23 protein-coding genes and 1 tRNA gene are annotated in these 26,762 nt (G+C 67.4%); 6 read left to right on the top strand and 18 right to left on the bottom strand.

Annotated features, from left to right (window positions below; genetic code table 11):
* Positions 1-39: 39 nt before the first annotated feature.
* From ACXJ3V_RS03700 to ACXJ3V_RS03675, 6 genes are all read right to left on the bottom strand, one after another.
* Positions 40-1,065, bottom strand: coding sequence for a lactonase family protein (locus tag ACXJ3V_RS03700; RefSeq protein ID WP_457098912.1), 1,026 nt, complete (start codon positions 1,063-1,065; stop codon positions 40-42).
* A complete protein-coding gene (locus tag ACXJ3V_RS03695) occupies positions 1,062-2,075 on the bottom strand; it encodes a Gfo/Idh/MocA family protein (RefSeq protein WP_457098911.1) in 1,014 nt (337 codons plus the stop codon). Before ACXJ3V_RS03695 ends, ACXJ3V_RS03700 begins: the two co-directional genes overlap by 4 nt.
* Positions 2,076-2,462: 387 nt before the next feature.
* Complete coding sequence (locus tag ACXJ3V_RS03690) at positions 2,463-3,821, bottom strand: ABC transporter substrate-binding protein (RefSeq protein WP_457098910.1); 1,359 nt, start codon at positions 3,819-3,821, stop codon at positions 2,463-2,465.
* A 32-nt stretch (positions 3,822-3,853) separates the two neighbouring features.
* Positions 3,854-4,822 (bottom strand): carbohydrate ABC transporter permease, encoded by a 969-nt coding sequence (locus ACXJ3V_RS03685; RefSeq protein ID WP_457098909.1) that lies wholly within the window; start codon positions 4,820-4,822, stop codon positions 3,854-3,856.
* A gap of 6 nt (positions 4,823-4,828) precedes the next feature.
* Complete coding sequence (locus ACXJ3V_RS03680) at positions 4,829-5,707, bottom strand: carbohydrate ABC transporter permease (protein WP_457099414.1); 879 nt, start codon at positions 5,705-5,707, stop codon at positions 4,829-4,831.
* 76 nt (positions 5,708-5,783) lie between these two features.
* The gene (locus tag ACXJ3V_RS03675; protein WP_457098908.1) at positions 5,784-8,033 is read right to left on the bottom strand and encodes an alpha-galactosidase; all 2,250 of its coding nucleotides are present in this window, start codon (positions 8,031-8,033) and stop codon (positions 5,784-5,786) included.
* A 190-nt stretch (positions 8,034-8,223) separates the two neighbouring features.
* Between ACXJ3V_RS03675 and ACXJ3V_RS03670 the strand changes: the two genes are divergently transcribed.
* The gene (locus tag ACXJ3V_RS03670; protein ID WP_457098907.1) at positions 8,224-9,405 is read left to right on the top strand and encodes an ROK family protein; all 1,182 of its coding nucleotides are present in this window, start codon (positions 8,224-8,226) and stop codon (positions 9,403-9,405) included.
* Here the strand turns inward: ACXJ3V_RS03670 and ACXJ3V_RS03665 are convergent.
* Both ACXJ3V_RS03665 and ACXJ3V_RS03660 read right to left on the bottom strand, forming a co-directional pair.
* Positions 9,360-10,820 (bottom strand): four-carbon acid sugar kinase family protein, encoded by a 1,461-nt coding sequence (locus ACXJ3V_RS03665; RefSeq protein WP_457098906.1) that lies wholly within the window; start codon positions 10,818-10,820, stop codon positions 9,360-9,362. The two genes, ACXJ3V_RS03670 and ACXJ3V_RS03665, sit on opposite strands and share 46 nt — an antisense overlap.
* Complete coding sequence (locus tag ACXJ3V_RS03660) at positions 10,817-11,866, bottom strand: 4-hydroxythreonine-4-phosphate dehydrogenase PdxA (RefSeq protein ID WP_457098905.1); 1,050 nt, start codon at positions 11,864-11,866, stop codon at positions 10,817-10,819. The genes ACXJ3V_RS03665 and ACXJ3V_RS03660 overlap by 4 nt, the downstream gene beginning before the upstream one ends.
* Positions 11,867-12,221: 355 nt before the next feature.
* Here ACXJ3V_RS03660 and ACXJ3V_RS03655 point away from each other — a divergent pair, with 355 nt between their 5' ends.
* On the top strand, positions 12,222-13,310 hold the full coding sequence (locus ACXJ3V_RS03655) for a nitroreductase/quinone reductase family protein (protein ID WP_457098904.1): 1,089 nt from the start codon (positions 12,222-12,224) through the stop codon (positions 13,308-13,310).
* On the opposite strand, the gene ACXJ3V_RS03650 is transcribed toward ACXJ3V_RS03655, so the two are convergent.
* The 4 genes from ACXJ3V_RS03650 to ACXJ3V_RS03635 all read right to left on the bottom strand — a co-directional run bounded on the left by ACXJ3V_RS03650 (position 13,294) and on the right by ACXJ3V_RS03635 (position 16,508).
* Complete coding sequence (locus ACXJ3V_RS03650) at positions 13,294-14,883, bottom strand: molybdopterin-dependent oxidoreductase (RefSeq protein ID WP_457098903.1); 1,590 nt, start codon at positions 14,881-14,883, stop codon at positions 13,294-13,296. The two genes, ACXJ3V_RS03655 and ACXJ3V_RS03650, sit on opposite strands and share 17 nt — an antisense overlap.
* A 355-nt stretch (positions 14,884-15,238) precedes the next feature.
* Positions 15,239-15,478: a toxin gene (locus ACXJ3V_RS03645; RefSeq protein WP_457098902.1), complete on the bottom strand. Its 240-nt coding sequence runs from the start codon at positions 15,476-15,478 to the stop codon at positions 15,239-15,241.
* Positions 15,475-15,738 carry a ribbon-helix-helix protein, CopG family gene (locus ACXJ3V_RS03640; protein WP_457098901.1) on the bottom strand — a complete coding sequence of 88 codons (264 nt, stop codon included), beginning with the start codon at positions 15,736-15,738 and terminating at the stop codon, positions 15,475-15,477. Before ACXJ3V_RS03640 ends, ACXJ3V_RS03645 begins: the two co-directional genes overlap by 4 nt.
* A gap of 236 nt (positions 15,739-15,974) precedes the next feature.
* Positions 15,975-16,508, bottom strand: a complete 534-nt coding sequence (locus tag ACXJ3V_RS03635) for a TolB family protein (RefSeq protein WP_457098900.1) — start codon at positions 16,506-16,508, stop codon at positions 15,975-15,977.
* A gap of 881 nt (positions 16,509-17,389) precedes the next feature.
* On the opposite strand from ACXJ3V_RS03635, the gene ACXJ3V_RS03630 reads away from it, so the two are divergent.
* Complete coding sequence (locus tag ACXJ3V_RS03630) at positions 17,390-17,749, top strand: trypco2 family protein (protein ID WP_457098899.1); 360 nt, start codon at positions 17,390-17,392, stop codon at positions 17,747-17,749.
* A gap of 1 nt (position 17,750) precedes the next feature.
* Entirely contained in the window at positions 17,751-19,184 is a 1,434-nt protein-coding gene (locus ACXJ3V_RS03625; RefSeq protein WP_457098898.1) for a hypothetical protein, read from the top strand.
* 768 nt (positions 19,185-19,952) lie between these two features.
* Here ACXJ3V_RS03625 and ACXJ3V_RS03620 read toward each other — a convergent pair.
* Positions 19,953-20,025 (bottom strand) — tRNA-Arg (locus ACXJ3V_RS03620).
* 46 nt (positions 20,026-20,071) lie between these two features.
* A complete protein-coding gene (locus tag ACXJ3V_RS03615) occupies positions 20,072-20,644 on the bottom strand; it encodes an asparagine synthase (RefSeq protein WP_457098897.1) in 573 nt (190 codons plus the stop codon).
* Positions 20,645-20,752: 108 nt separating this feature from the next.
* Here ACXJ3V_RS03615 and ACXJ3V_RS03610 point away from each other — a divergent pair, with 108 nt between their 5' ends.
* A complete protein-coding gene (locus ACXJ3V_RS03610) occupies positions 20,753-21,610 on the top strand; it encodes an SDR family NAD(P)-dependent oxidoreductase (protein WP_457098896.1) in 858 nt (285 codons plus the stop codon).
* Between the two features lies 1 nt (position 21,611).
* Here ACXJ3V_RS03610 and ACXJ3V_RS03605 read toward each other — a convergent pair whose 3' ends face one another.
* On the bottom strand, positions 21,612-22,043 hold the full coding sequence (locus ACXJ3V_RS03605; RefSeq protein WP_457098895.1) for a YdeI/OmpD-associated family protein: 432 nt from the start codon (positions 22,041-22,043) through the stop codon (positions 21,612-21,614).
* Between the two features lie 168 nt (positions 22,044-22,211).
* Between ACXJ3V_RS03605 and ACXJ3V_RS03600 the strand changes: the two genes are divergently transcribed.
* Positions 22,212-22,418 (top strand): hypothetical protein, encoded by a 207-nt coding sequence (locus tag ACXJ3V_RS03600; RefSeq protein ID WP_457098894.1) that lies wholly within the window; start codon positions 22,212-22,214, stop codon positions 22,416-22,418.
* Positions 22,419-22,553: 135 nt separating this feature from the next.
* On the opposite strand, the gene ACXJ3V_RS03595 is transcribed toward ACXJ3V_RS03600, so the two are convergent.
* From ACXJ3V_RS03595 to ACXJ3V_RS03585, 3 genes are read right to left on the bottom strand one after another with little or no spacing between them, the layout of a single operon-like run.
* Positions 22,554-23,504, bottom strand: a complete 951-nt coding sequence (locus ACXJ3V_RS03595) for an aldose 1-epimerase family protein (RefSeq protein ID WP_457098893.1) — start codon at positions 23,502-23,504, stop codon at positions 22,554-22,556.
* Positions 23,505-23,506: 2 nt separating this feature from the next.
* The gene (gene araA, locus ACXJ3V_RS03590; RefSeq protein WP_457098892.1) at positions 23,507-25,018 is read right to left on the bottom strand and encodes an L-arabinose isomerase; all 1,512 of its coding nucleotides are present in this window, start codon (positions 25,016-25,018) and stop codon (positions 23,507-23,509) included.
* 39 nt (positions 25,019-25,057) lie between these two features.
* Positions 25,058-26,695: a xylulokinase gene (locus ACXJ3V_RS03585; RefSeq protein WP_457099413.1), complete on the bottom strand. Its 1,638-nt coding sequence runs from the start codon at positions 26,693-26,695 to the stop codon at positions 25,058-25,060.
* Positions 26,696-26,762: the final 67 nt, after the last annotated feature.

Genomic DNA, 26,762 nt, shown 5'->3' with positions numbered 1-26,762 from the left:
CCCAGGAATATGGCGGCGGGCCGTGCCCGCCGAGGGGATTCACGCGAAGCGCACCCAATTCGCTCCGGATCCCGTCTCGACGCGCTGCAGCAGGTGCAGGTCGTCCCCGTCGACGGAGTACAGCGAGATCGAGGTGGACCGTTCTCCCGCCGAGACGAGGTATCGACCATCGACGCTGAGCGCGAATCCGCGTGGCTGCGGCTCGGTCACCGTGAAGCGCCGAGGCGGCGTGAGCGTGCCGTCGGGCGCGACGGAGACGGCCGCGAGGGTGCTCGCAGTTCGCTCCGACGCCCACACCGCACGTCCGCCTGCGCCGAGATGCACGTCAGCACCCCAGATCAGATGGCCCGCACGAGGGTCCGCGCCGAAAGTGCTGTGGCGGAGACCAGCTGACGGGTCGAAGGCTGCGGCTGAGCCGCGCAGCGTGAGAAGTCCCGTCTCGAGGTCGCGGGCGTAGTGCAGCACCTCGCCGGAGAACTCGGTGAGCACGTAGACAGCATCGTGGGCATCGTTGAAGACGAGGTGGCGCGGGCCGCTGCCAGTCGGCGCCGCGGCCGTTGCAGGCTCGAGCGGCACAAGTGTCAGGTCGGATTCGAGGGCGAACTGCGCGATGAGATCGGCGCCGAGTGAGACGAAGTAGGCGAACCTGCCGTCGCCGCTCGCGAGGACGGAGTGGAGATTGGGGTAAGTGATCCGCGACACCGGTTCGCCGACGCCTTCGGGCCCGGCGGGAGCGGTGATGCCGTAGCCACCACCGTAGGAGGCGCCCAGAAGAACCGACCCGTCGCGCGTCAGGGCCAGGTAGTTGAGCCCGCCGTCGGGCAGGTCGCGACGCGCGAGCGGCGCCAGGACGCCGGTGTCGCGGTCGAGGGAGAGGGTGACGATGCCTGCCGGGTCGCCCTTGACGGCCGCGTGAACGATTCCTCGAGCGGAGTCGACGACGAAGGTCGAGCATCCTGTCAGTCCATCGGCTGTCGCGAGCAGTTCCAGCGAGCCATCCGAGAAGCGGAAGGAGGCGATCGTGCCGTCGCCGGCGTTCGCGACGAGGACGAGAGAGGAAGTCATTGCCGGACTGCCTCTTCGATCAGGCGCAGCACGCGGACGCTGTCCGCGGGGTCCACGGGAGCTGGGCCGGTTCCTTGGATCGCGTCGCCAAGACCGCGGTAGAAGTCGATGTAGCGCCCAGGAAGGAGCGAGATCTCTCGCGAAGAGTCGGGCCCGGCGATCGCCGCGGTGCGGGCTTCGTCGATGCCGAATCCGTGGTCGCCGGGTGTGAGGCCGGCGGCCAGCTGGGCCTCTTGGGGGTCCAGGCCCGCGGTGCTGAAGACCGCGCGCGCACCGGCAACGCGGAATCGTGGCCGTGAGACCGGAGCGACGGCGCTCATCCACAGTCGGGTGCGTACGCCGTTCGCATGCCGGAGTGTCACGAAGGAGTCGTCATCGCTGATCGCCCCGGGGCGGCGGCGATCGAGTTCCGCGTGGACTTCGACCACGTCACCGAACAGCTGTGTCGCCTGATCGATGAGGTGGGGGCCAAGGTCGTAAAGGATCCCTCCTCCAGCCTCGGATGTGGTCGAGTCCTTCCATTTCGGGCCCACCGCCGGCTTGAAGCCTTCGAAGGCGGAATCGAATTGGTGGATCGTGCCGAGCTCACCGCTGCCCACGACATCACGGAGCGTGAGGAAGTCGCCATCCCAGCGTCGATTCTGGAAGACAGTGAGCACGACACCCCGGGCAGCAGACGCCGCGACGACGGATTCCGCCTCGCTGGCGGTGACCGCGACGGGCTTGTCGATCACGACGTGCAGTCCGGCTTCGATGGCCCGGTGCGCGAGGGGCGCGTGGGTGTGGTTCGGACTCCCGATCACGACGAGATCGAACTCATCGGCACGGGCGAACAGGTCATCCGCACTCGCCACGACCGACACATCGGGGTACTTCGCGCGGACGTCGCCGGCACGATCGGGGGATGCCGTGACGACCGCGTCGAGGCGGAATCCAGGCTCCGCACTGACAAGCGGGGCGTGGAAGACCCGGCCGGAGAGGCCGAATCCGATGATGGCGGTACGAATCATGCTCTGTCAGCCTCTCAGGGCGGCCCGCAAGTCTACGACGAAGCAGTGCGGGATCTGGTGGTCGAACTCTCCACCGTAACGTCACGTGTGCGGCGCCGCCTCAGCCGTTCGTTAGCGAAAAAAAGTGCCGATATCGGCACTCTCTTCCGTTACTGTCTCAACACAGTGTGCGCCCGAAGGGACTCGAACCCCCAACCTTCTGATCCGCAGTCAAAGTAGATGGGCTGCGAAACGCCTGGAACACGCGAATCGGCGCCCCAGATGCACACATCTGTGCACACCTCGTGAACCTGTGCCGAGCGGCGAAGTGTCGGGCCAACGAGCCCAGCACGGACGCAGCCGCCCCCGACACGCACGATGGCGTGCCGGGGGCGGCGGGAGCAATACCTAGTCGTTCGCGAAGAGCGCCTCGACCTCTGCTGCTGCGTCCTTCAGCGACTCCGGCTCGGACTCGAAGATCAGGACGGACTCGACGGCCGGCTCCATGATCGCGAGGATGTCAGGCCAGTGGTTGGCGATCGGCGCGAGTGCCGTCTCCCCTGCCGCTGCGGCTTCGTAGTACACGGAGGGGTCGATGCCGGCCGCCTCGAACGCCGCGCGGGCCTTCTCACTCGAGGTGATGAGCGCGGGGAAGACGACGGCGGCTTCGGCCACGACATCCTGGCAGTCAGCGGACGCGAGGTACGCGACCCACTTCTTCGACAGCTCCGGCTCGTCGGTCGTCGCGATGACCGAGTCGGCCAGGCCGTTCAGGACACCGACGCGCTCGCCGCTGGGGCCCTTGGGCAGCGGGGCGATGCCGCTCTCGACGCCTTCGTAGCCGAAGTAGGTCTTGGCGTTCCAGCTTCCGTCGGTGACGAGTGCGTACGCGCCGGCCCCGTAGGCGTCCTTGATGCTGACACCCGAGGAGGCGGCCTCGTAGCTGGGCATGTATCCCTTGGTGATGAGCGAGCGCCACCAGGCGATGGTCTCGATGTACTCGTCGTCGGCGTAGTTGAACGACTTACCGAACGGGTTCTCGTCGGCGTACGTCCAGTTGTTGCTGAGGGCGTAAGGGCTCCACTGCGTCTGGCCGAATGCGCCGATACCCGACTTCGCCTTCAGACCCAGGCCGTAGACGGCCACGTTGGCGGGGTCGTAGCCTGCCTCGTCGCCGCGGACGCCGTTCTTGTCGACCGACAGGTGGGCGATGGTCGCCTCCCAGCTGCCGCCATCCTCCGGGTTCCAGCTGAGGTCCTGCAGGTCCTCGGGGGTCAGGCCGGCGTCGGCGAGGTAGCCGGCGTTGTAGATCGTGGCGACGGTGTCCCAGTCCTTCGGGAGCCCGTAGCGGTTGCCGTCCTCGCCCACCCAGAGCTCGGGAAGGCCCGCCTGGTACGCGTCAAGGTCGATGCCCTCATCCTTGACGACGTCATCGAGCGGGAGCAGCTGGCCGGTGCTGGCGAGTTGCGGGAAGAAGGACGCGTGGTTCGTGATCACGTCGGGCGCGTCGCCGCCGACGAGGCTGGTCGTCAGCGTCTGGAAGTAGTCATCCCAGCCGTAGGCCTCGATCTTCACCGATGCGCCGGGGTTGGCGTCGGCGAAGTCCGCGGCGCACTGCTCGTAGGCCGGCTGCTGGTTGGAGTCCCAGAGCCAGTAGGTGATCTCGGCGGGAGCAGCTTCGCTTCCGGCAGATGCGCCGGTGGCGCACCCTGTGAGCAATACCAGCGGCAGTGCTGCAAGAGCCACCAGGGGGGACAGCTTTTTCATTGCTTTCCTTTCGTTGTGCTTCTGAACGGACGTCACTTGACGCCCGAGTAACCGATCGAGTTGATGACCCGTTTCCCCAGGAAGAGGAACAGGATGAGGATCGGAAGTGCTGCGATGAGCGTCGCCGCCATCAGACCGGCCCAGTCGGGACCGCCCTGCGGAGTCTGGGAACGGAAGATGCCGAGCGCCACCGTGAGAACGCGGACTTCTTCGGCGCGGCCAACCAGCTGCGGCCAGAAGTACTCGTTCCACGAGGAGATGTAGGTCAGGATCGCCAGCGTGGCGATCGGCGACCCGCTGAGCGGGAGGATGACTCCGAAGAACCGTCGCACCGGACCCGCGCCGTCGATGATCGCCGCTTCCTCGATCTCGCGCGGGATGCCGAGGAAGAACTGCCGGAGGAAGAACACGGCGAACGGCGTCATGAGGAGCGAGGGCAGAACGATGCCTGCATAGGTGTTCAGCAGTCCGAGCTCGCGGATGGTGACGAAGTTGGGAATCGTCGTGAAGATCGGCGGCACCATCAGCGCGGTGAGGAACATCGCGAAGACGAAGTCGCGTCCGCGCCACGTCAGTCGGGCGAAGGCGTACGCGGCCATCGAGCAGAACAGCAGCTGACCGACAGTCGTGACCGTGGCGACGATGAGCGAATTGCGCAGGTACGCCCAGAAGTCGATCGATGCAGCGGCACCGCCCTCGGCCATCGCCTCAGCCGGCGTCGCGAGCCCCAGGACTCGCTCGAAGGCGCCGAGCGTGAAGTCGACCGGCAGCAGCGATCCAGGGTCGCTGCCGAGGGAGGTGTTCGTCGACAGCGCGGTGCGCAGCATCCAGTAGAAGGGGAAAAGGGTGATGAGCATCACGGCGCCCAGGGCGATCCAGCCGAAGAAGCGGCCCCAGTGGATACGACGGACGGGACGCTTCGCGGCCTGCTGCGGTGGAGTGATGGGAGCAGCCGGGGTCTGCTCGACGGCGGGCGCGGGGGAAGTCGCTGTGATCGTCATTTCGGGTCATCCCAGGTCGGATTGGTTGGCGCGCGTCAGGCGCAGCTGAATGAAGGTGAAGACGGCGAGCAGGACGAACAGCGCCAGCGCCATCGCCGAGCCGTAGCCGAAGTCGAATCGGTTGAACGCCACGTCGTAGATGTAGTAGTTGATGACTCGCGTGGAGTTCACGGGGCCGCCCTGCGTCGTCACGGCAATCGTGTCGAAGAGCTGGAAGGAGCCGGTCACGGTGATGACGAGGACCATTGCGAGCACCGGGCGAAGCAGGGGAAGCGTGATGCTGCGGAACATCCGCCATTCCGAGCCGCCATCGATGGCGCCGGCCTCGTAGACCTCTTTCGGGATCGTCTGCAGTCCCGCGAAGATCAGCAGCGCGGTGTAGCCCATGTGACGCCACACGTTGATCAGCGCAACGGTGGGGATGGCCCATTCGCTCTGACCGAAGAAGGCGATCTTGTCGAGCCCGATGGCGTCGATGACCTCGTTGACGATGCCGAACTGGAAGTCGAACATGTAGAACCACACGAGCGCCGCGATGACGTTGGCGATCAGGTACGGGAAGATGATGATTCCCCGGATGACCAGCGACTGGGTGAGCCGGTGCATGAGCACGGCGATTCCGAGCGCCACGACGGTCTGCAGACCGATGTTGATGGCGACGTAATAGACCGTGGTTCCGAGTGCGTTCCAGAACAGCGGGTCCTGCGCGAGGCGGATGTAGTTGTCGAATCCGATGAACTCGGGCGCCGTCAGCAGGTCGAAGTCCGTGAAGCTGTAGAAGAAGCCCCTGATCGCGGGCCAGACGAAAAATGCCAGGAAGCCGATCAGTGCGGGCGCGACGAAGATCCATGCGGCGATCGCCTCGCGGCGCTTCATTCCGAGCATGAACCTCGTGCGAGGCTTCACGACCGAGCGCTGCCGGGTCGACACGGGCCGTTCCAGGGTCTGGGTGGCCATGCTGTCACCGTCCTTCCGTGGGAATGGCCGTGACGTGGATCACAGCGAGGTGCTCGGGGGCGAGCGCAGGGGCCTGGATGCCGGCGGTCGCGAGCACCTGGCCGGTCAGTTCGATGCCCGTCGTCCACCACGCAGGACCTGCGTGGTGGTTGAAGGTCAGGATGGCGTCGCCCGGAGCGATGGGTTCGACGCGGTAGTGGCGATCGGGGTCGAGGCCCGGCAGGCGAACGACGCCGGGCGGATTCTGCACTCCCGTCGCCATCGCCACGAGCGAGTAGAGCGCCTCGTCGCGATCACGCGAGACGATGCCGCGGATCCAATAGGCGGGGTCGGGGTGGTCGCCTCGGACGACGGTTCCCCGGTGCATCCAGCCCCGTGCACCCTTGTAGAGCGTGATCCACTGGGCGAGCTCCTCGAGGTCCTCGGCGGGCGCGGCAGTGAGGTCCTGCTCGATCCCGAAACTGCCGAAGAGGGCGGTTCCGGCGCGGAACGACATGTCGTGGGTGCGCCGCGTGGAGTGCGCCCTCGCGGAGCCGACGTGCGAGCCGATGAGCTCGGGAGGAACCGTGATGCCCGTCCACCGCTCGATGCGCTGGCGTTCGAGCGCGTCGATGCAGTCACTCGCCCAGATGCGGTCGCTGCGTTCGAGCACTTCCAGGTCGGCGCGGGCGCCACCTGACGAACATGCCTCGATCTCCAGGCGGGGGAAACGCGCACGGAGCTCGTCGACGAGGCGGTAGAACGCGAGGGTCTGGTTGTGGACACCGGCGACCCCGGAGGCCGGGTGCCCCGCGTCGACGAGATCGCGGTTGTGGTCCCACTTGATGAAGTCGATGTCGTAGCGTGCGACGAGGCCGCTCATGCTCTCGAGCACGTGCGCGAACGCAGCAGGGTTGGACAGGTCGAGCACCTGCTGGTACCGGGCGGTGGGCGGCTGGCGATGGCCCGGGCCCATGATCCAGTCGGGGTTCTCGCGGGCGGCGTCCGAGTCGGGGTTGATCATCTCGGGCTCGAACCAGAGGCCGAACTGCATCCCCAGGGCGCGGACGCGCTCGACGAGCGGCTCGAGACCGTCCGGCCAGACGTCGGCATCGATGCGCCAGTCCCCCAGCCCCGCCGACTTGTCGCGGCGCCCGTGGAACCAACCGTCGTCGAGCACGAATCGCTCGACGCCGACGCCGGCCGCGCGATCCGCGAGTGCGAGGAGCGTGTCGAGGTCCTGATCGAAGTACACCGCCTCCCACGTGTTGAGCACGACGGGGCGAGGGGTCGAGGGATACCCGGGGCGGGCACGGAGAAACTCGTGGAAGCGCGCGCTCAGCGCGTCGAGACCGTCGCCGTAGGAGGCGTACAGCCAGGGGCTCCGGTAGGCCTCGCCCGCATGAAGTCGTACCTCGCCGGGCAGGAGCAGCTCGCCGCCGCCAATCACGCTCCGCCCAGAGGGAAGCCGCTCGGCATAGGTGCGGTGGTTGCCGCTCCAGGCGACCTGGACCCCCCACACCTCTCCGCTGCGGAATCCGAATCCTTCTGCGCCGACGGCGTAGAGGAGCGAGGCATCATGGCCGGTCCGTCCGTGGCGTCCGTCGTTCGTGTGCGTCCCCATCGTGAAGGCATGGCGCTGGGCGCTGCTCTCGCGCACGTGGCGGCCGGTGAAGTCGAGGATCTCCTGGGCGTGGAGCGGAACCGGCAGCGCCAGCACCAATCCGTCGAGGGTGTAGGCGCCGTCCTTCGTGCTCGTGACGCGTGCTCGGGTGCGCAGCACGCCCGAGTCCGCCAGTTCCAGTTCGAGCTCGACCTGAAGTCCTGTGTCGCCGTCTTCGAGCTCGAAGCGAAGGTTGCGGTCGCGGAAGCGCTTGTCGGCGGATCGGCCCGAGTGCACAGCAACGAGGGCGAGATCGACGGTGAAGGCCGCCCCATCGCGATGGCCGCTGATCCCCGGCGTGCCGGTCCACCCCTTCGCCTGCTCGGGAAGGATCGCCAACGGCACGGGCGTGTCGATGCTGTTCGAGACGATCTGCGGGATGGAGGCCGAGGCCAGCTGCTCGAGGTCGCGCTGATCGCGCACGTCGAGCGCCGCGCCCCAGTGGACGATGCGCGGCACGCCGGCGCCTCGAGCGTCGATGAGTACGCTGACGCCGCCCGAGGTGAGGTGGAACAGCCGGGTGGTGTCGGTCACCTCGCCGGCCCCCCGAGCGTCGATGAGAACGCTGACACCGCCCGAGGTGACGTCGAGCAGGCGGGTGGTGTCGGTCATCATTGGCTCCTTTGCCGGAAACCTGACTGGTCTCTGGGTGCCTAATGATTATTGCGACGGAAAGCATTCACGTCAAATCGAGGCGTGTTTCCGGTCTCATTGCGGCTGATTGCGGGCTATTCTTACTGTTACTGAAAGCCTAGTTCGAGCAAGGTGTGCGATTCCTGTGCGCCAGTAGAGGGTGAATGACGTGAGCCTGCGAGAGATGACACCCAGCCACCTGGCGACCGAATCCGCGCGATCTGTGGCGCGCGAGATCGTGATGAGCGGACCGCTCTCACGGAGCGAGATCGCGCGGCGCCTCAACCTCTCCCCCGCCAGCCTGACCCGACTGGCGAAGCCGCTCGTCGACTCCGGCCTGCTCCGCGAGGGTGACCCTCAGGCGGATGCGGTGCACGGACGAATCGCCCGTCCCCTCGATGTCGCGGACGACCTTCGCTTCATCGGAATCAAGGTCACCCTCGAAGCCCTCTACGGCGTCGTCACCAACGCGCGCGCCGAGATCCTTGCCGAAGTCACCGCGCCAATCGTCGCGACCGACCCGACGACGGTCACCGCGGCCATCGCCGCCACCGTCTCCGGCCTGGCCCGCGACTGGTCCGACGTGTGCGGAGTGGGCATCGCCCTCGGCGGCCACTCGGCCGACGGTCAGAAGGTCGATGTCTCCCGCTCCCTCGGATGGAACGATGTGCCCCTGGCCGAGAGCATCTCGGCCGCGACGGGCCTGCGGGTGGACGTGGAGAACGACGTTCTCGCGCTGACCCAGGTGCAGCACTGGTTCGGTATGGGCCGCGGTACGACGGACTTCGCCTTGATCACCGTCGGAGTCGGCGTCGGATGCTCGCTCGTCATCCACGATCGCGTGGTGCGCCGTGAGGATCCCCACGCACCGACCGCGGGTCATTTCGTCATCGATCCGACAGGGCCGATGTGCGCCGAGGGACACCGGGGTTGCGCCATCGCCTACCTGTCATCCGGAAGTATCTGCCAGTCCGTTTCCATGGGGCTCGGCCGCACGGTCGGCTACGACGAGGTCCTCAGCCTTGCCACTTCCGGCAACCCCGTCGCTGGACGTGTCGTCGACGAATCCGCGCGCGCTCTCGGTCGCCTCATCTCCGCGGTCTCCATGCTCACCGGCATCCAGGAGGTTCTTCTCTCGGGTGAAGGCATCGGTCTGGCCACGACCGCGCCTGACGCGGTGCAGCGCGGCATCGCCGTGGACCGCCCGACCTGGGCTCGCCCGATCTCGACGCTCGTCGAGCCGATGGCCTTCTCCGAGTGGGCGCGCGGAGGCGCCGTGGTCGCGATCCAGTCCTATCTGAACAGCTACCCGGTCTCGTTCGAGGCCCTCCGGAAGGCTGCGATCGCCTGAGCGAGGGATCCGTCCGACCCGACGTTGCCGGGGAAGACGGCATAGGGCGTCTCGAAGACGTCGACTGCCGCCGAATCGGCCGACTGCCAGACGGACACGGAGCCGGCCAGCAGCGAGCCGACGATCCGAGCTCGTCGCAGCCCCACTGCTCCGGTGGCGAGATCGCTGGAGGTGATCCCACCCTTGCCGATGAGGAAGCTCGGTCGACACCGCTCCAGCAGCCGCCTCGTGAGCAGCACGATTCCCGCCGAAACTGTGCGGGCGATGTCGAGGCTCGCGGCACCGTTCGAGCCGTCGATGCGCACACGGGACGTCGAGATGACCACATCGCAGTGCCCGAGCGCCGAGGACGCCTGCTCGACGATGCGCTCGAGTTCGTTCTCCGCCGCTCCCGGGTCGAGGAGCGCGGGAACGTCGACGATGAGATGGACGATGTCCTGGTCGTTCGCGAGCACATGGTCGAGCTGCCGGCTGCTGAGCGGCACGTGCGAGCCGACCACGACGAGTCCGTGCGGAGTCTGCGGCTCGGCCGCTCGCACGACGTCGGCGAGCTCCTGTCGCACAACCGCCCCCTCCTGCCGCTGACCTAGTCGGGACAGCAGAAGGCCGGGGCTCGTCCGGTAGAGCAGCTTGCGCCCGAGGCGTTCCGCTTCGAGCGCGGCCATCGAGATGCAGCGGAGGTCGTTGTCGTCCACGGCGTCGACGACGACGTGACGACCATCAGCCGCGCGCATGATGGCCTCGACCAGGCCCTCGTGAGCGCCTCGAACGACCTCGAGTCCGATCGAGCCCACGTCGCGGGCGCGCACCGCGCCGTTCGACCGCTCCTCGGTCCACTTCCGGATGTCGGAGGCACGGTAGCCGAATGTCGGGTCGAGGGCGAAGCTCGAGGCTCCGGCCGGTACGAACTCGCCGCCCTCCTCGATCCAGTGCACCGCGTCGACCGTGATGCGGCCGGCCGCAGGAAACGCCGGAACAACGAGCACGGCGTCCACGTCACCCCACCCGACTGCGGACAGCTCCCGCGAAACCGAGTCGATCTCGGCGACGTGGTGCCCTCGCAGTGTTGAATCCCCCCGGCTGATCACGCTGTAGCGCTCGCCCACGGCGGCGGCGTGAACCGCGCGGATCGCCTCGGCGTTCCGCAGACGAGCGTGCTCCTCATCGAGGCTGCGGGTGTTCGTCAGAACGCAGAAGCCTGCGTCTTGACAGCCGAACGCCCAGGCCGCGTCCGCCGGTTCCCACTGCGTGATGATCGGCAGCCGCCGCACGCTCTGCGTTCCCGTCGGGTCATCGTCGAGGATGACCACCCGTGGACCGCGTGCGACAGCCGTCTCGAGGTCCGCCTGGTCGACCGGACGGGAAGGCTGTGCGTGCGACAGCCGCGCAGCGAGGGTCCGAGCCTCGGCGGTCACACGCCGAGCTTGATCGTGGTCGATGCGAGCGCCCGCGCGAGCTGGTACGCGTTGCGCGTCGAGGTGGGCGATGCGGTGCCGGCACCGACCCGGTCGAAGGCCGTACCGTGGGCGGGCGTGCAGGTGGCGATGCCGATCCCGCCCTCAATCGTCACGCCGCCATCGAATCCGATCATCTTCATAGCGATCTGGCCCTGGTCGTGGTACATCGTCACGACGCCGTCGAACTCCCCGTCACGAGCACGCAGGAAGAGCGTGTCGGCCGGGAACGGCCCGACTGCGTCGATTCCCTCGGCGACGGCCCGCGCCACGCCGGGTGCGATCTCGTCGATCTCCTCGCGGCCGAATGTGCCGTTCTCGCCGGCATGCGGGTTCAGCGCGCACACGGCCAGGCGCGGCGCGGCGATTCCCGAGGCGACGAGATACGAATTCAGGAGGGCGGCTGCGTCCTTGACCTTTTCCGCCGTGATAAGCATCGGGGCGTCACGATGAGCCACGTGGGAGGTCACGCGCGAGGTCCAGATGCCGGTGATGGCATTCAACTCGGAGACCGGACCGGTGACGCCCAGGCGCTTCTCGAACCAGCGCAGCTCGTCCAGCTCGTGCATACCCGCAAGGTGCAGTGACGACTTGTTGAGCGGCGCGAACACGAGCGCGTCGACCTCGCCCCTGCCGTGCGCCTTCAGCGCGAGCTCCAAGTGCGCGAGGGCCCATTCGCCACCCTCCCGCGAGGCGCGTGCGACCGGCATTCCCTCGAAATCCATGCCGCTGTCGACGATCTTGATGTTCTCCGCCGATTCGACGACACCGCGCGCGTGGCCCAGGCCGGCCTGCTCGAAACCGCGATCCAGCTCGGCGGAAGTGGTGAAGACGGCAACGGGTTGTCCGGCGTCTCCGGCGATCTCAACGAGGAGGCGCGCAACCAGTTCCGGGCCGATTCCCGCGGGATCGCCCGTCGTCATGGCAACGCGGGGCGGTGAATCGAGCAGGGTCGAAGAAGTCATCAGCGGGTCTTCCAGGTGGACACGATAGCGGTGCGGGTGCAACCTCCGAAACCGTATCATTTCCGTCGCGGAAAGTATAAGTGCAGGCTGGCCAGCACGCCTCACCCGTCCGGCGTCCTCTGAGCTCCTCCAGCGCCGCCTCCGCAACCCCCTACGGAACGCGCGTGGCATTCTCGATGTCGACCGCATGGCCAAGGGGCCTCTCTCACCATCGTGGATTGAACGTCTGAAGGAATCGCCCCCCGCGCAGCCGAAGCTCACGGTGCGTCGCGACGCCAACGAACTGCTCACCTCAGGTTGAGCAAGTGCCATCACCTCGTCCTCGCGACACGTCGGCAGGGCGAGCCACGGGACGTTCGACCCTGCCGATCTTTGCGGTTGAGAGTGTGCTGTTGCGATGGACGTCATCCACGAAGTTCCCGCGACTGCGCCACAGCACCCGCACCAGGACGCGTCCGCGGCGGCTGGGCCGATGGGCTGGATCGCCGCCTGCGTCGTCGCCGAGGGCATCGGGATGACCGCGTCGGCGTCAGCGGCCCGCGCGTCGGAGGGATTACCCGGCTACGCGGCGCTCGCCATCCTTGTCACGGGCGGGTTGATCGAGGGGACCGCGCTCGGGGTTCTCCAAGCGGCCTGGCTCACCCGCCGGTTTCCCGGGCTGTCGCGGCTCCGCTGGATCGTGACGACCGTTCTGATCGCCGGCCTCGGGTGGGCGCTGGCGTCGGCCCCCTCGAGCCTGGGCGACCAGGTCGGCGCTGCGCCGGCTCCAGCGTTCATTCTTCTGATGGCCGCCGGACTCGGCCTGGCTATGGGCGCCGTGCTGGGGGTCGGACAGGCGGTAGTGCTGCGTCACCATGTCCGTCATCCGTGGCGGTGGGTCTCGATCAGCGCGGTCGCATGGACACCCGCCATGGTCGTCATCTTCACCGGCGCCACGATTCCGGACGCCGCCTGGCCGACGGGAGCGGTGATCGCATTGGGTGCGCTGACCGGTGTCGTCGCAGGCGCCATCCTCGGTCTCGTGAGCATCGCCCTGATGCGAACCCTGACGGGTCAATCGGTCGGTTCCGGCGTGATGACATGGTCGCTGCGCCATGGGGTCCCCGGTCTCGGCGGCACGTTTGCGTTGCTTCGCGTGCGGGGCGCGAAGAGCGGTCGCATCTTCGAGTTTCCTGTGCAGTACGCGCGGGAAGGCAACCTCGTCATCGTCTACCCGGGTGGTGCCCAGCGCAAGAACTGGTGGCGCAACCTGCTGCGGCCGACGCCGCTCTCCATCTGGATCGACGGCGGATGGAAAGCGGCGACCGCCCAAGCGATCACCAGCACGGACGCGGGCTACCCGGAAGCCCGCCAGGTCTACGGTCGGCGGTGGCGACACCTCCGTGTCGGTGAGAACGCGATCCTCACACACATCGAACTCCTACCGCCCCAACGGGACTTCCTCGGCGTCGGACAGTCAGAGCGGGCCCTCAGTTCACCTGGATGAGCATGCGGTGCCAGCCCGTGGAGCCGTTCGGCGCGATCGGGGCCTGCTCCTCAGTCTGAAGGTCGCCGTTCTTGTTCACGGCACGCACGGTGATGTTGTGGTTGCCGGGAGTGGCGTCCCAATCGATGAACCACTGGACCCAGGTGTCGTCGTTGATGGGCGACGAGAGTGTTGCCCGCTGCCAGTCCGTGTCGTCGATCTTCACCTCGACCCGCTCGATCCCCACGGTCTGGTCCCACGCGACGCCGGCGACCGGGGTGCGCCCGGCCGTGACGGGAGTCAGGGTGCGGGGAGTGTCGAGGCGCGAGGAGAACTTGATCGGCGCCTCCGCGCTGTAGCCGCGCGGCGTCCAGTAGGCCTCGTCGGCGGCGAACGTCGTCACCGTGAGCTCCGTCAGCCACTTCGTGGCCGATACGTAGCCGTAGAGACCGGGAACCACCATGCGGACCGGAAACCCGTGCTCCAGTGGCAGCGGCTCGCCGTTCATCGCCACCGCGAGGATCGCGTCGATCCCCTCGTCGGTGAGTGAGACCAACGGCGTGCTGGCCGTGAACCCGTCGATGCTTCGCGAGAGAACCATGTCCGCCCCCGCCTGGACTCCGGCGATTCGCAGCACGTCCCGTACCGGGACGCCCAGCCACTTCGCGTTTCCAATCAGATCGCCCCCCACCACGTTCGACACGCATGTCAGGGTGATGGAGTACTCATCGAGCCCCATCCCGACGAGGTCGTCGTAGCTCAACTCCACCCGCTCATCGACCATGCCGTCGATCACCAGACGCCAGGTTCCCGGGTCGATCGAGGGAACGGTGAGCGCGGTGTCGACGCGGTAGAACTCGCTGTTCGGCGTGAACAGGGGCGAGAGTCCTGGGATGTCGAATTCGGCCCCCTCGGGAACCACGACGGTCGATCGGGGCTCCGGCAGCTTCAGCGCCTTTCGCACGGCGGCGATCGACGACGTCGTGGCGTTGACCACGCGCGCACCGATGCCGACGACGAGGGCGGATGCCGCGGCTATCGCCGTCACGCGGAAGAACATTCGTCGATCCAGCGAGGCTGGCGCGGTGGATGCTGTCGGAACAGTGGCCGTTGCCGGCGCGGTAGCTGGTGTCGGCTCGGCTGACCAGTGGCGAAGCCGGGAGACCAGGAAGGTCAGGAGCACACTCCCGGCGATCGTGCCCGCGATCGGAGGGAGCGACGCGAGCGGGGCCGCGCCAGCGCGTGTGACGATGGCGGCTACCGAGATGCCGCCCGCGATGACCAGCGCCACGACCCCCAGAGGCGGCCGGATGTACTGCGCGATCCCGGCGATCGCCGAGGCGATCAGCACCGCGAGGCCGAGGCCCGCCAGCAGCGCGATCTTGTCGTACTCGCCGAAGGTCGCGATCGCGAGCTCTTTGAACGGCTGCGGCACGATGTCGATGACGAACGAGCCGATTGCCAAGATGGGGCTTCCGTCACGGGCGACGACCAATGCGACGAGCTCGGCGACTGCCAGGAACACTCCGGCGCTCACGACCCCGGCGAGCGCACTCAAGGACCAGAACTTCGCTCGACCGCTCTTCTTCGCCATCGCCCCGGACCCCCGCACCCACGAGGGCGAGCGCCCGCGTCAACGGTTGTTCGCCGCGAATCAGCAATTGGATTGTTCGCGCCGGAATCCGCAGGAATCGCGATGACCTAAGGCACCACGATCCGTGGCATCGCCTGATCCGCCCGCTGATCGGATCAGAAAGGCTCCAGAAACGAAAAAAAGTGCCGATATCGGCACTCTCTTCCGTTACTGTCTCAACCCAGTGTGCGCCCGAAGGGACTCGAACCCCCAACCTTCTGATCCGTAGACGGACGAGAGGCAGCCGTTCTCCCACGTGATTCCGCGCATTTGTGGGCCGGGTGCACACATGCGTGCACACATGCCGAGCCCGCGTCTATGGCAGCAGGTCCAGCATCTGCGGTCGTGCTTTCATGGCGTGGATGACGAGCTCATTGCCGCTGTCGAAGACGAGCACGACCGTCTCGAGCAGCCTCCCCTGGGTGTCAAAGCCGAGCCGCAGCTGACGCGCCGGCGAATCGTCGTCGAGGTCCTCGACCCATAGCGGCCACGATGCAGCCAGGGCGGCATCCTGGGCCGAGATCCCGTGCTTGAGCGCTGTGTCGTGGATGTTCACGCGGCGTACGCGGCGAGCGCCTCGCGGATCAACTCGGACCGCGTCTTGTGCGTGCGCGCCGCCAGCGAGTCCAGCTCAGCCAGTTCCTCGCTCGTCAGCCGCAGAGCGACGACCTGCGACGGTTCCGCGCCGCGACCCGGTCGCCCCCGGCCGCGCTTCTTGAGCGCAGCTACGTCGTAGCCCGCTTCAGCCTCGGCCGCCCACGCCGCGATCTGTTCCTCGGTGACGGGCACGCCGTTGATCGTGTCGCGATCGTTCATGGCGTCATCGTAATACGAAAATGGCGTCCAGCCCAGCGTGCACGCAAGGGATCCCTCAGCGGGCATTGGTGAAGCGATCGTTGACAATCGTCGCGTGGAGCGGACGCCAAACGATCCTCGTGAGGGCGCAATGGTGTTGGCGGCCACGTAACACCCAGACATCGACATAGCCGCGTCCCCTGGGCGGGGAGTCTTCGTCGTGCGGGATCGGTCGGCTCGCGGTCTTGATTGCTTCGTCAGGGGTGCGGCCTCTCGCGCACATGGGTCGCGCTCGTGGTGCCCAGCGCGGAGGGGTCACCGCCTTCGACCGCCAAGAGTGCCCCGGTTCGTGAGTCGCTGTGGACGAGGGTGGCAACGATGCCGGTGCCATCTCGAAGCCAGCTCGGTTGGGTGAGACGTTCCCCGCCGTCGAAGTCGGTGAGCTGGGTGAGGCCGCTGCCGTCGACGGCGACGGTGTAGAGATTCGAGGCCGTGCCCTCGGCCAGGGTCGTGAAGATCGAGATGTCATAGGTGCAGAACACGATCATTTCGCCATCCGGCGACCAGTCAGGGTATTGGGCCATCAGAGCCGGTTCGGTCAGCGGAGTGGGGTCCCCGCCAGCGATGGGGACCGTGGCAATGTACGTCGACGGCGCGCCGAGCTCATCGAAATGGTCTACTTCGATGACCAGCGCGTCTCCCGTCGGCGACCAGCGCGGCATGTCGGGGACGTCGCCGCTCGCCGGCGGCGTCTGCGTCACCAATTGGATCTGTCCGGTCGCGAGATCCACGGTTCGGATGCTCCCGGATGCCGGCGGGCCGTTGGCCGTTGTCGATGCGTCGTACCAGGAGAAGGCGATGCGTGACCCGTCCGGCGACCAGGCGGGCGAGTCGACGCTCAGACATGGGTCGACGCACGGGACGACAGACTGAGGGTCCGACCCGTCAGCGCCAGCCGTCCAGATTTCACGATGGCCGTCCGCCCGGTCGAGCGCATAGACGACGCGCTCACCGTCTGGTGACCAATCGGGATGAACCGGCGATCTGTCGAGGGGAATCCGCGCGTCGCCCGCGCCTGACGCATCCATCGTCCAGATGGCCTCGCCGCTGCCCTCGTCCCATTGGTAGAGGAACTCGGAATCGGCGTCGACCAACGAGGGGGCGGGCGATTCCGACACTGGCGTCGCGGCGGGCGCACTGCACCCCGTTAACAGCAACGCAACCGCGAGTACGGCCATGCCACGCGAAATCATGGCTGATGTTACTGCCCGCTACCACTACAACCTCGTGCCGAGGCCCATTTGCGCTCAGAAAAGGCGTTTGCAGCCTCACGGGGATCCTCACACGGGCACTCCGCGTACGGGGCTGGGTCGAGTGCTGGTTTGCCGCGGCTGCATGCAATCCTGGGGTCGTGCATGCCTATTCAGACGACGGTGTCGTTGCCGATGCCGAGTTCTCCGTGCAGCAGTCCTTGCAGCAGTCCCGGTGGAGATTGGACGGGCTCAGCTGGCATCGACAGGGCACAGGACATTTGAGCGTCTGGATCGCGACGCCGTCTGATTAGGACGCACTCCTGCCAAGTCAGTTGCTATCGGCCATCCGGAAGTTGTGTGGACCTTGTCCGGGGGACGACTTCGCGGTATGACTTGAGGACCATCCGTTGGGGGGCGTCATGGACAGCAACGAACTCGGGATCACTGACCTGGTGGCGGCGGTGAGGCGGGAGTTGGAAGCCGTTGGCGTGCGGGCGAGGGAGGGCGGCTCGAAACCACTCTTCAAGCTCTCGTACATGGAGCTTGTCGTGAACTTCGAGGTGGTCAAGACCACCGATGCCAGCGCGGGTATCGACCTCCGAGTTCTCACGGTCGGCGGGTCCACCGCCCGTTCGTCCAAGAACTGGCAACAGATCACGCTCAGATATGAACTCAGCGATGCCGGGAAAGCGGGAGTGATCGATGGCGGCCGCGCACACCCTCTGAACACACGCCACGAAGAAGAAGTAGACAAGGAAGACGAAATTGCGGACTTCTGAAGTGTTCGAACCGCGATCGATTCCCGAGATAGCTGAGGCACCTGCCGAGTCGAGGTTTCACGCCTCGGGCGACAGCACCTTCCTTCACCACGGCTGCGTAGCCGCGGTTTGGCGAAGCAATCCCAGAGCCTTCGTCCACGAAGTCAGCCATTTCTGGCTACACGTGTCCACTCCCTACGGCGCTGTCCTCGATGAGATCGCTGAGCTGCAGGTTCATTCCATGCTGGCGTACTGCGAGACCTTCTCCGAAGTGGGCAAGCCCATCCCGATACCCGGCTACCGCTTCTCGCGGAACCAAGTTGCACTTGGCGAGGGTGAACTTGATGAAACCACGCAACACGCGATCGAGCACGGACGGGCCTGGGCTAAGCGCCGACTGCTCGAGCAGATCATGGAAGGCGACGATGTCGCGCCAGTTCTGCGCAGCCGTCCCAGTGAGGCCGCCCATCTGGCCCACTATTTCGAGGCGCATAACTCTCAGTTACGACCTCGGATACCGAGCGGGTTCTCTGGGCCGACTCGTTACCAACTGAGACTGCTGGACGATTGGGCCACGGGTTACGTCACGTTGGGAGACACCGGTCACGCCGCGCCCCCCTTTGTGGGGGACAAGAGGGTGCACTCCTTCGGGGCCCGACACATCTTCGAGGCCCACGCTCAGAGTGTCGAAGGCTACGAAGAGTTATCTCCCGACTTCGTGAATTCTCGGGCAGGCTTCGTTTATCACGCCGCACTGAGCAAGACGTGGGACACATACGCGAGAGACCGCGTCGTCGGTGAGCAGGACCGTGAGCGAGTGTTTGCCACCTTTGCGGTGCTGGCGGACCTCGCGCTGTACTGCCCGGTGGGTTCCGTCTACTCGAAGTTCCGCACCGACCAGATGTCGTGGATAGACATGCACCCCGGGTATCGGTTCATCAAACTGCTCGAGAAGATGGGCAACTCGGACTGGATCGATGACGTGTCGGCCGACGGAAGAAGCCTGCAAGCAAACCTCAGCCGATGGTGTGGCTGGAAGCATCCGGATCTCTTCCTGGAGACCGGCGCAATGATGAGCGGCGCCTCGACACAGGACCGCCATGCGAAGGCGTGCGAGATCAAACTCAGCCGGGCTGACCGGGGGATCATGTGGCGAGACAACAATTTCATCGACATACTCGGCCAGCAGATGGAATCGACAGCGCCGGTATTCCTCGAAGACGAATTCTTGCTCCATGTGCAGGGTGACACTGCAAATCAACGAGCGCAGCCGCTCATCGAGTACGCCATGCACCGACTGACGGACATGGTGATGAAGACGGGCAACGTCGATCTGGAGCGCCTGGCCCCACCAGGCATCAACGTGACGGACCCTGGGGTCACGGGCGCTGACATCGTCCGCTGGCTGCAACCGCTCTTCCCGGAACTTGACGTCACGGCAATGGAAGTCGTTTGAGTCGACCGCCTTTGCCTCGCATGGTGCCGTTGCGCTCGCTCTCGATCCAGGCGTCACCAGACGGGGACAGCAACCTCGAAAGCACCGGGGCGAGCGTCGAGAGTCTTTGCGGCCTTGGCGAAGAACGATGGGGCCCGGCAATCCCTCCGGGCGCGCATGATGGCTGGGATGTCGTGGAGAAGTCCACAAACGCGCGTCCGCGTACTTCGTACCCAATGCCCCTCGGCGCCGACGATGAGACTCCAGCGATGCGGTGGGCCACCGCTTCCGGGGGTGTGGGCGTGCTTCGCTAACAATGTGGTCCCGCTCGATAGACGGTCGTTCACCGCTCCAATTACGGCCAGAAGGCCGTGCTCCTCACATTTGCTCCCAGCGATGCACGAATGGCCGGCCCGGCGAACCGTCTCACTAGAGGCAGGCTTACAGACATGCTTCGAGGCGATCACTCGGCTGACCCTGGAGCGCGAAAGCCCCACCGCACCGTTGGGTCGTACGCCAGGTCGCCCGGGACGGCGTCGGGCGCGCGGACTGGTGCCAACCGGTGCACACGTAGGTGCACACATGAGTGCACCTACGTGCCTCTGATCGACCCGGCATTCGCCGCTGACCATCCGCGTGATTACGCGGAATCTCACCGCGCGCGCCTCAAACCCGTCTGATCGACAGTCAGACGTGAAACCCGCGGAATCAGAAGGAACCCGACTCCCCCACAAACACGAAAACCCGCGGAAATCCGCGGGTTTTCGTAGGTACTGTCTCAACACAGTGTGCGCCCGAAGGGACTCGAACCCCCAACCTTCTGATCCGTAGTCAGATGCTCTATCCATTGAGCTACGGGCGCACGGCCTCGCGCGCGAAACGGCGCGGAGGCACTTGACGAGAATACCCTACGAGTGGCCGGGCCGCGAATCGGCGGCCTTGTTGAGCTGCCGCCGGTGCGCGCGCAGGCGGGGCAGATCGACCAGCCGCAGCGCCTGCATCCGGGCATCGCGCATCGTCGCGTAGTCGGGGTCGTACTCGGGTCGCATGCCCTCGACGCGCAGCCTGCGCAGGAGGTTGGCCTCGACATCCCCCCACGCGGCATCGCGCGCTTCGGTCACCAATCCGGCGACCGCCTCGGGGTCGTTCGCGCGGGCGCGCAGCCCCTTCACGACGCCCAGATACTGCTTCTGCCGGCGACGCAGGTTGCGCACGTCGCGGTCCCGGTAGTCGTGCGTGCCATGGGAGTCGCTGTACTTTCCCCACGCGGCCTTGCGCTGGCGCCGCACGAGATCGGCAGCCGCCTGCTGCTCATCGGCGAGCGCCACCAGGGTGTGCCGGGCGAAGGGGGCGAAGCGGTCGAGCTCGAAGGGCTCGTCGTGCGCGATCGTCTCGACGAGGATGTGGTTGCGCACGGTGAGACGGGCAGCCGCCCAGGCGATCGAGAGTCCCTCGCCGATCGCGTCGGAAGTCCTCCCCATAGCTGTGCACCTCCTCCGCATACGAGGCTACCTGGCGGGCGTTGCCCCCCGCGTCGGCGAGAATTGACGGACCCCCCTGAAGTACGTGGAAGGACGATGATGGCGCGGATGCAGCGGCTCGATGTGCGCGGAAGAACCAGTGTCATCACGGGCGCGGCCAGTGGCATGGGAGCTGAGGTCGCTCGCGAGCTCGATCGTCGCGGTGCGCGTCTCGCGCTCCTCGATCGCAACGCGGACGGTCTGGCGGCGCTGGCAGCGACCCTCACCGGGACTGGCCACACCACGCACGTGGTGGACCTCACCGACGACGGCGCGGTGTTCGCGCTCGCGGCCGAGATCGAGGCATCCCACCCCCGCATCCAGTCGCTCATCACGTGTGCCGGCTCCTCGATGCTGGGCAACCTCGACCAGCTCACGATGGAGGAGATGCGCTGGCTCATGGAGGTGAACCTCTGGGGCACGGTCAACATCACGAAGGCGCTGCTGCCCGCGCTGCGACGGGAACCCGCAGCGCACATCACCCACCTCGTGAGCATCTACGGGCTCGCCGCCCCCGCGGGGCGGATCCCCTACGCGATGACCAAGTACGCGGTGCGCGGCTTCACCGAGTCGCTCAGGCACGAGCTGGAGAACTCCACCGTCACCGTCGGCGCGATCTACCCGGCCGGGGTGAAGACCGGGATCATCCTGCACGGCCGCTACGCCGCCGGGATCGACCCCGCGGTCGCGCAGCGCGCGGCGACGGCACAGGCCGCGATGTACCACACCGAGCCCGCGGACGCCGCGCGCCGGATCGTCGAGGCGACGGTGAAGCGCTCGACCCGCACCATGGTGGGTCGCGAGGCGCGGCTCGTCGACGTGCTCACCCGCGTCACTCCGAGCCGCTACTGGGGCGCGATGCGCGGAACGCTGCGCGAGGCGATCGACACGACGACCCCGATCTCGCAGGGTCGACCGGCCGACTGAGTCAGGCGGAGAGCTTGGTGACCACAGCCTCGACCCGGCGCGCGCGGGTCTCGGCCGCCTTCGCCGACTCGACGCTGGTGACGTGGGCCTTGCGGGCGCTGGGAGAGAGCGCATCGAACTTCTCGCGCAGGCCGGCCGCGGCGAGCGCCGCGCTGAGGTCGTCGGGCAAATCGACCGTGCGGGGCGCGGTGTCGAGCGTCAACTCGACCACAAGGTGATCGCCGCCCTTGATCCCGGTCGCAGCACGCTTGTCGGAGCTGAACGGCAGCATCGTCCTGCCCGCCATGATGCCGGCCGTCGTGCGGTACTCGTACCCGTTCACCGTCACGTTCACCGCGGGACGCCTGCCTCCGCCGAGTGCGTCCAGCACCTCGGCGGGCACCTCGATCCCGGTGTTGTTCCCCATCGCCAGCATCGTCGTCTCGAATCGCATGCGCAGAGCCTAGGACGGATGCCGCTGCCCGGGCGAGCCCGGGGCTTCGGCTAGCAACCATCGAGTCGGTGCGCAAGCCCCCCGACGCGGTCGGCTCCCCCCACTAGCGTCTTCATGCCGGCTCCTCGACGGAGCCGCAGCAACCTCGCCTGACGAAAGGAGCGATCGATGGGATTCATCGATGACGCGAAGGACACGGCCGAGACCGCGGGCCGCAAGATCCAGGACGCGTGGGAGGACACCACCGACAAGATCGGCGACAAGGTCGACGCGGCCAAGGCCGACGCCAACGTGAAGAAGGCCGAAGCCGAGCGGGAATCCGTCGAGACGCGCAATGACGTCAAGGCGCACCTCCGCGGCGACGACGACGCGTGAACTTGTCGCGGCTCGCGGGTCGCGACAGCTGGCGGTGGGCCTCGGAGAGTACTCCGGGGCCTTCTGCGTTCCCGGCGCACGAGAGCCGCAGACCAATGGAGGTCTGCGGCTCTCATGTCCGTTATCGACTGTCGGTCAGAGTGCGGCGATCCGCCAGGATGCTGTGGCCGTGGCCCCAGGCTCGAGCACGATCAGTCCCGCATCGAAGTCGTACGACGCCGCGTTGAACGCGTCCGGCGCGCAGGTCATCGGCTCGACCGCGAGGCCCGCACGGTGGCCCGGCTGGGCCGCGCCGCCGGGCTGGTCCGCGGTGTGAACCTGCACCCACGGGCACGCGGCATCCCAGACCATCTCGACACCAGTGCCCGCGGCATCCGTCAGCCGGACCGTCGCCTGACCATCGGCATCGCGCACGAGGCCGGTGTAGGCGTGGTCGATCTCCACGGCGCCGATCTGGCGCGCGGAGCGGAAGTCGAAGCGCGCCGGGTCGTCGGCGTCGACCCCGCGCAGCGCGGTCGGAATGAGCCGGTCGGAGGTCACGAGCAGCACCTCCTCGGCGGGGAGCTCGAATCTCCACTCGTCGAGCGGAGCCGGCCCCGCCACGAGATACGGGTGCGGTCCGGTGCCCCAGGGCGCGGCATCCGTGCTCTCGTTGCGGGCGGTCACCGTCTGGGTGAGCCCGTCCGGTCCGATCGCGTAGGTCGTGGTCACGATGACCCGCCAGGGGTACCCCGTCTGCGGCTCGATCTGCGCGCTGAGCGTCACATGATCGGGGCCCTTGTCGATCGCCTGGAAGTCGAGCCACCCGGCGAGGCCATGGAGGGCATGCCCGCGTCCCGGCTCGGTGAGCGCCACCTGGTGGTCGACGCCCGCGAACGTGTAGGTGCCGTCGACGACACGATTCGGCCACGGCGCAAGGGTCGCGCCGCGGAAACCCGGGCGCAGCTCGTCCGCCTCGAACGGGACGACCAGGTCGCGGCCGTCGTGGCGCAGCACGCGCAGCGACGCCCCGACGCTCGCGACGACCGCTTCGTATGATCCGGCGCGAAGGGCGTGCTGGATGCCGGAGACCGGCGTGCGGGCCATGGCTAGAGCCCCTGCGCGAGGCGGTAGTACGCCTGGTTCCAGCGCAGCTCCTTCTGGAAGCCGCGGATCGTGGTGTCCTCATCGATGACGACGAGCTCGGTCTTCGCGATCTCCGCGTAGTCGCGGAACACCTCGATGTCGACCGCGGTCGTCATGACGGTGTGGTGCGCAGCGCCGGCGGCGAGCCAGCACGCGGCCGACGTCGCGAAGTCGGGAGCGGGCTCCCAGATCGCGCGGCCCACGGGCAGCTTCGGCAGGTCGGGGGCCTCGACGTTGCGGACGACGTTCGCGACGAGCCGGAACCGGTCGCGCATGTCGCTGAGGGCGACGACGACCGCGGGGCCGGGGTCGGCCGTGAAGACGAGGCGCACCGGGTCCTCCTTGCCGCCGATACCCAGCGCGTGCACTTCGAGGCGCGGCTTGGCGGTGGTCAGCGACGGCGAGACCTCGAGCATGTGGGCGCCGAGGATGCGCTCCGCGCCGGGTACGAGGTCGTAGGTGTAGTCCTCCATCAGGCTCGCGCCACCGGGAAGGCCTGCGCCCATGACGTTCGCGACGCGCACGAGGATCGCGGTCTTCCAGTCGCCCTCGGCGCCGAAGCCGTATCCCTCGGCCATGAGCCGCTGGACGGCGAGGCCGGGAAGCTGCTTGAGCGTGCCGAGGTCTTCGAACGACGTGGTGAACGCGCCGAAGCCGCCCTCTTCGAGGAACGACCGCAGGCCGACCTCGATTGCGGCGCCATCGCGCAGCGACTGGTGGCGGTCGCCACCGGGGAGCAGCTCCTCGGCGACGTCGTAGCTCTCGACGTACTCGGCGACCAGGGCATCGACCTGCGCGTCGGTGGCGGCATCCACTGCCTCGACGAGCTCGTTGACGCCCCACGTGTTGACCTGCACGCCGAAGCGGAGCTCGGCCTCGGTCTTGTCGCCCTCGGTGACGGCGACATAGCGCATGTTGTCGCCGAAGCGGGCGAGCTTGAGGGTGCGGGACGCGGCCCAGCCGGCGGCGGCGCGCTGCCACGTCTCGATCTGCGCCGTGACGGCGGGGTTGGACACGTGGCCGACGACGGTCTTGCGCGCGACTCCCAGGCGGGTCTGGATGTAGCCGAACTCACGGTCGCCGTGCGCGGCCTGGTTGAGGTTCATGAAGTCGAAGTCGATGTCGTTCCACGGCAGCTCGACGTTCGCCTGAGTGTGCAGGTGCAGGAGCGGCTTCTGCAGGGCGTCGAGGCCCGCGATCCACATCTTGGCCGGGCTGAAGGTGTGCATCCAGGCGATCACGCCGATGACGTCGTCGCGTGAGTTCACCTCGAGGGCGAGGCGCCGGATCGAGTCGGAATCCTTGAGGACGGGCTTCCAGACGACCTTGACCGGCTGGCCGGCGAGGCCGTCGGCGACCGCCTGCGACTGCTCGGCGACCTGGCGGAGCGTCTCCTCGCCGTAGAGGTTCTGGCTGCCGGTGACGAACCAGACCTCGTAGCCATCGAGGGAGGTGGAAAGCGGAGTGCGGGTCATTGCGAGTTCCTTTGGTTCAGCGGAGGAAGTGCGAAGGGGTCAGAGTGCCTCGGTGGCGGCGCGTTCCACAGCCAGCCCGGCGCGGTAGCGCTCCAGGTAGGCGGTGAATCCGGCGACGTCGTCGGGGACGGGGTCGGTCGTTTCGAACTCGCTTCCGGCGAAGACCTGCCTGCGCAGGTATTCGCCCAGCTCGAGTTCGGATCCGGACGCGTGGTAGGACGCCAGGATGGCGATGCCCCAGGCACCGCCCTCGGAAGCGGCTTCGCCGACCGAGACGGGTGTCGAGAGCGCCGCCGCGAGGAATCGCTGGGCGACTCCGGCGGTGCGGAACACCCCACCGTGGGCGAACATCAGGTCGAGCCCGACGCCCTCATCGGCGAGGACCTTCATGCCGAGAGCCAGCGTGCCGAACACGCCGTACAGCTGCGCGCGCATGAAGTTCGCGAGCGTCAGGCGGCTCTCGGGCGTGCGCACGAACAGCGGCCGGCCCTCGCTGAGGCCGGCGATCGGCTCGCCCGCCAGGTGGTTGTAGGCGAGCAGCCCGCCGGCATCCGCCTCTCCCTGAAGAGCCTCCGCGAAGAGCGTCTCGAAGACGGCATCGGCGTCGATCGGGGTGCCGGCGGCGGCCGCGAACCGGCCGAACATGCCCGCCCATGCGGCGAGCTCGCTCGCGCCGTTGTTGCAGTGCACCATCGCGACCGGGTCGCCGACGGGCGTGGTGACGAGGTCGAGCTCGTGGTGCGCGTGCTCCAGCGGGCGCTCCAGCACCACCATCGCGAAGATGCTGGTGCCGGCGCTCACGTTGCCGGTGCGCGGGGTGACGGAGCAGGTCGCGACCATGCCGGTGCCCGCGTCGCCCTCCGGCGGGCAGAGCACCGCGCCGGGGCGCAGCGTGCCTGACGCGTCGAGCAGTGCGGCGCCTTCGGCGGTCAGCTCACCCGCGGGCCGGCCGGCGACGAGCACCTCGGGCAGCACGTCGGTCAGACGCAGCCCCGGAGCGGTGTCGGCGACGAGGGCGCCGTACCGGCGCACGAGCTCCTGGTCGTAGTCCTTGGTCGCGGCATCGATGGGGAACATGCCCGAGGCATCGCCGACGCCCAGCACCTTGCGACCGGTGAGCCGCCAGTGCACGTAACCGGCGAGCGTGGTGAGGAACCGCACCTCGGGAACGTGCGGCTCGGCGTCGAGCACGGCCTGATGGAGGTGGGCGATCGACCACCGCAGCGGGATGTTCGTGCCGAACAGCTCGGACAGCTCGGCCGCAGCCGGGCCGGTGGTCGTGTTGCGCCAGGTGCGGAACGGCACGAGCAGCTCGTCGTCGGCGCCGAACGCGAGGTAGCCGTGCATCATCGCCGAGACGCCGATCGCGCCGATCGTCTCGAGGCCCACACCGAAGCGCTGCGCGACATCGGCGACGAGGTCGGCGTAGGCGGACTGCAGACCCGACCACACGTCCTCGAGCGAGTAGGTCCAGACGCGCTCCTCGAAGCGGTTCTCCCACTCGTGGCTGCCCACCGCGAGCACGGTGGCGTCGTCGGCGATCAGGCACGCCTTGATGCGCGTCGATCCGAACTCGATGCCGAGGGACGTGCGCCCGGCGAGGATCGCCTCCCGCCCGGGATCGGAGGCGTCGTTCGCGCCCAGGGGTGTCGAACTGCTCGACGTCGAGTTTGACATCACTGTCACGGGGGTTCCTCCAGCGGATAGCAGCGGCGGGATGCGGCATCCGCCGGTCAGAATGTTA

Source organism: Microbacterium sp. P5_E9 (genome assembly GCF_054049175.1).
Note: the sequence above shows the minus strand (reverse complement) of the source record. Positions and strands in the feature narration are given on the sequence as shown.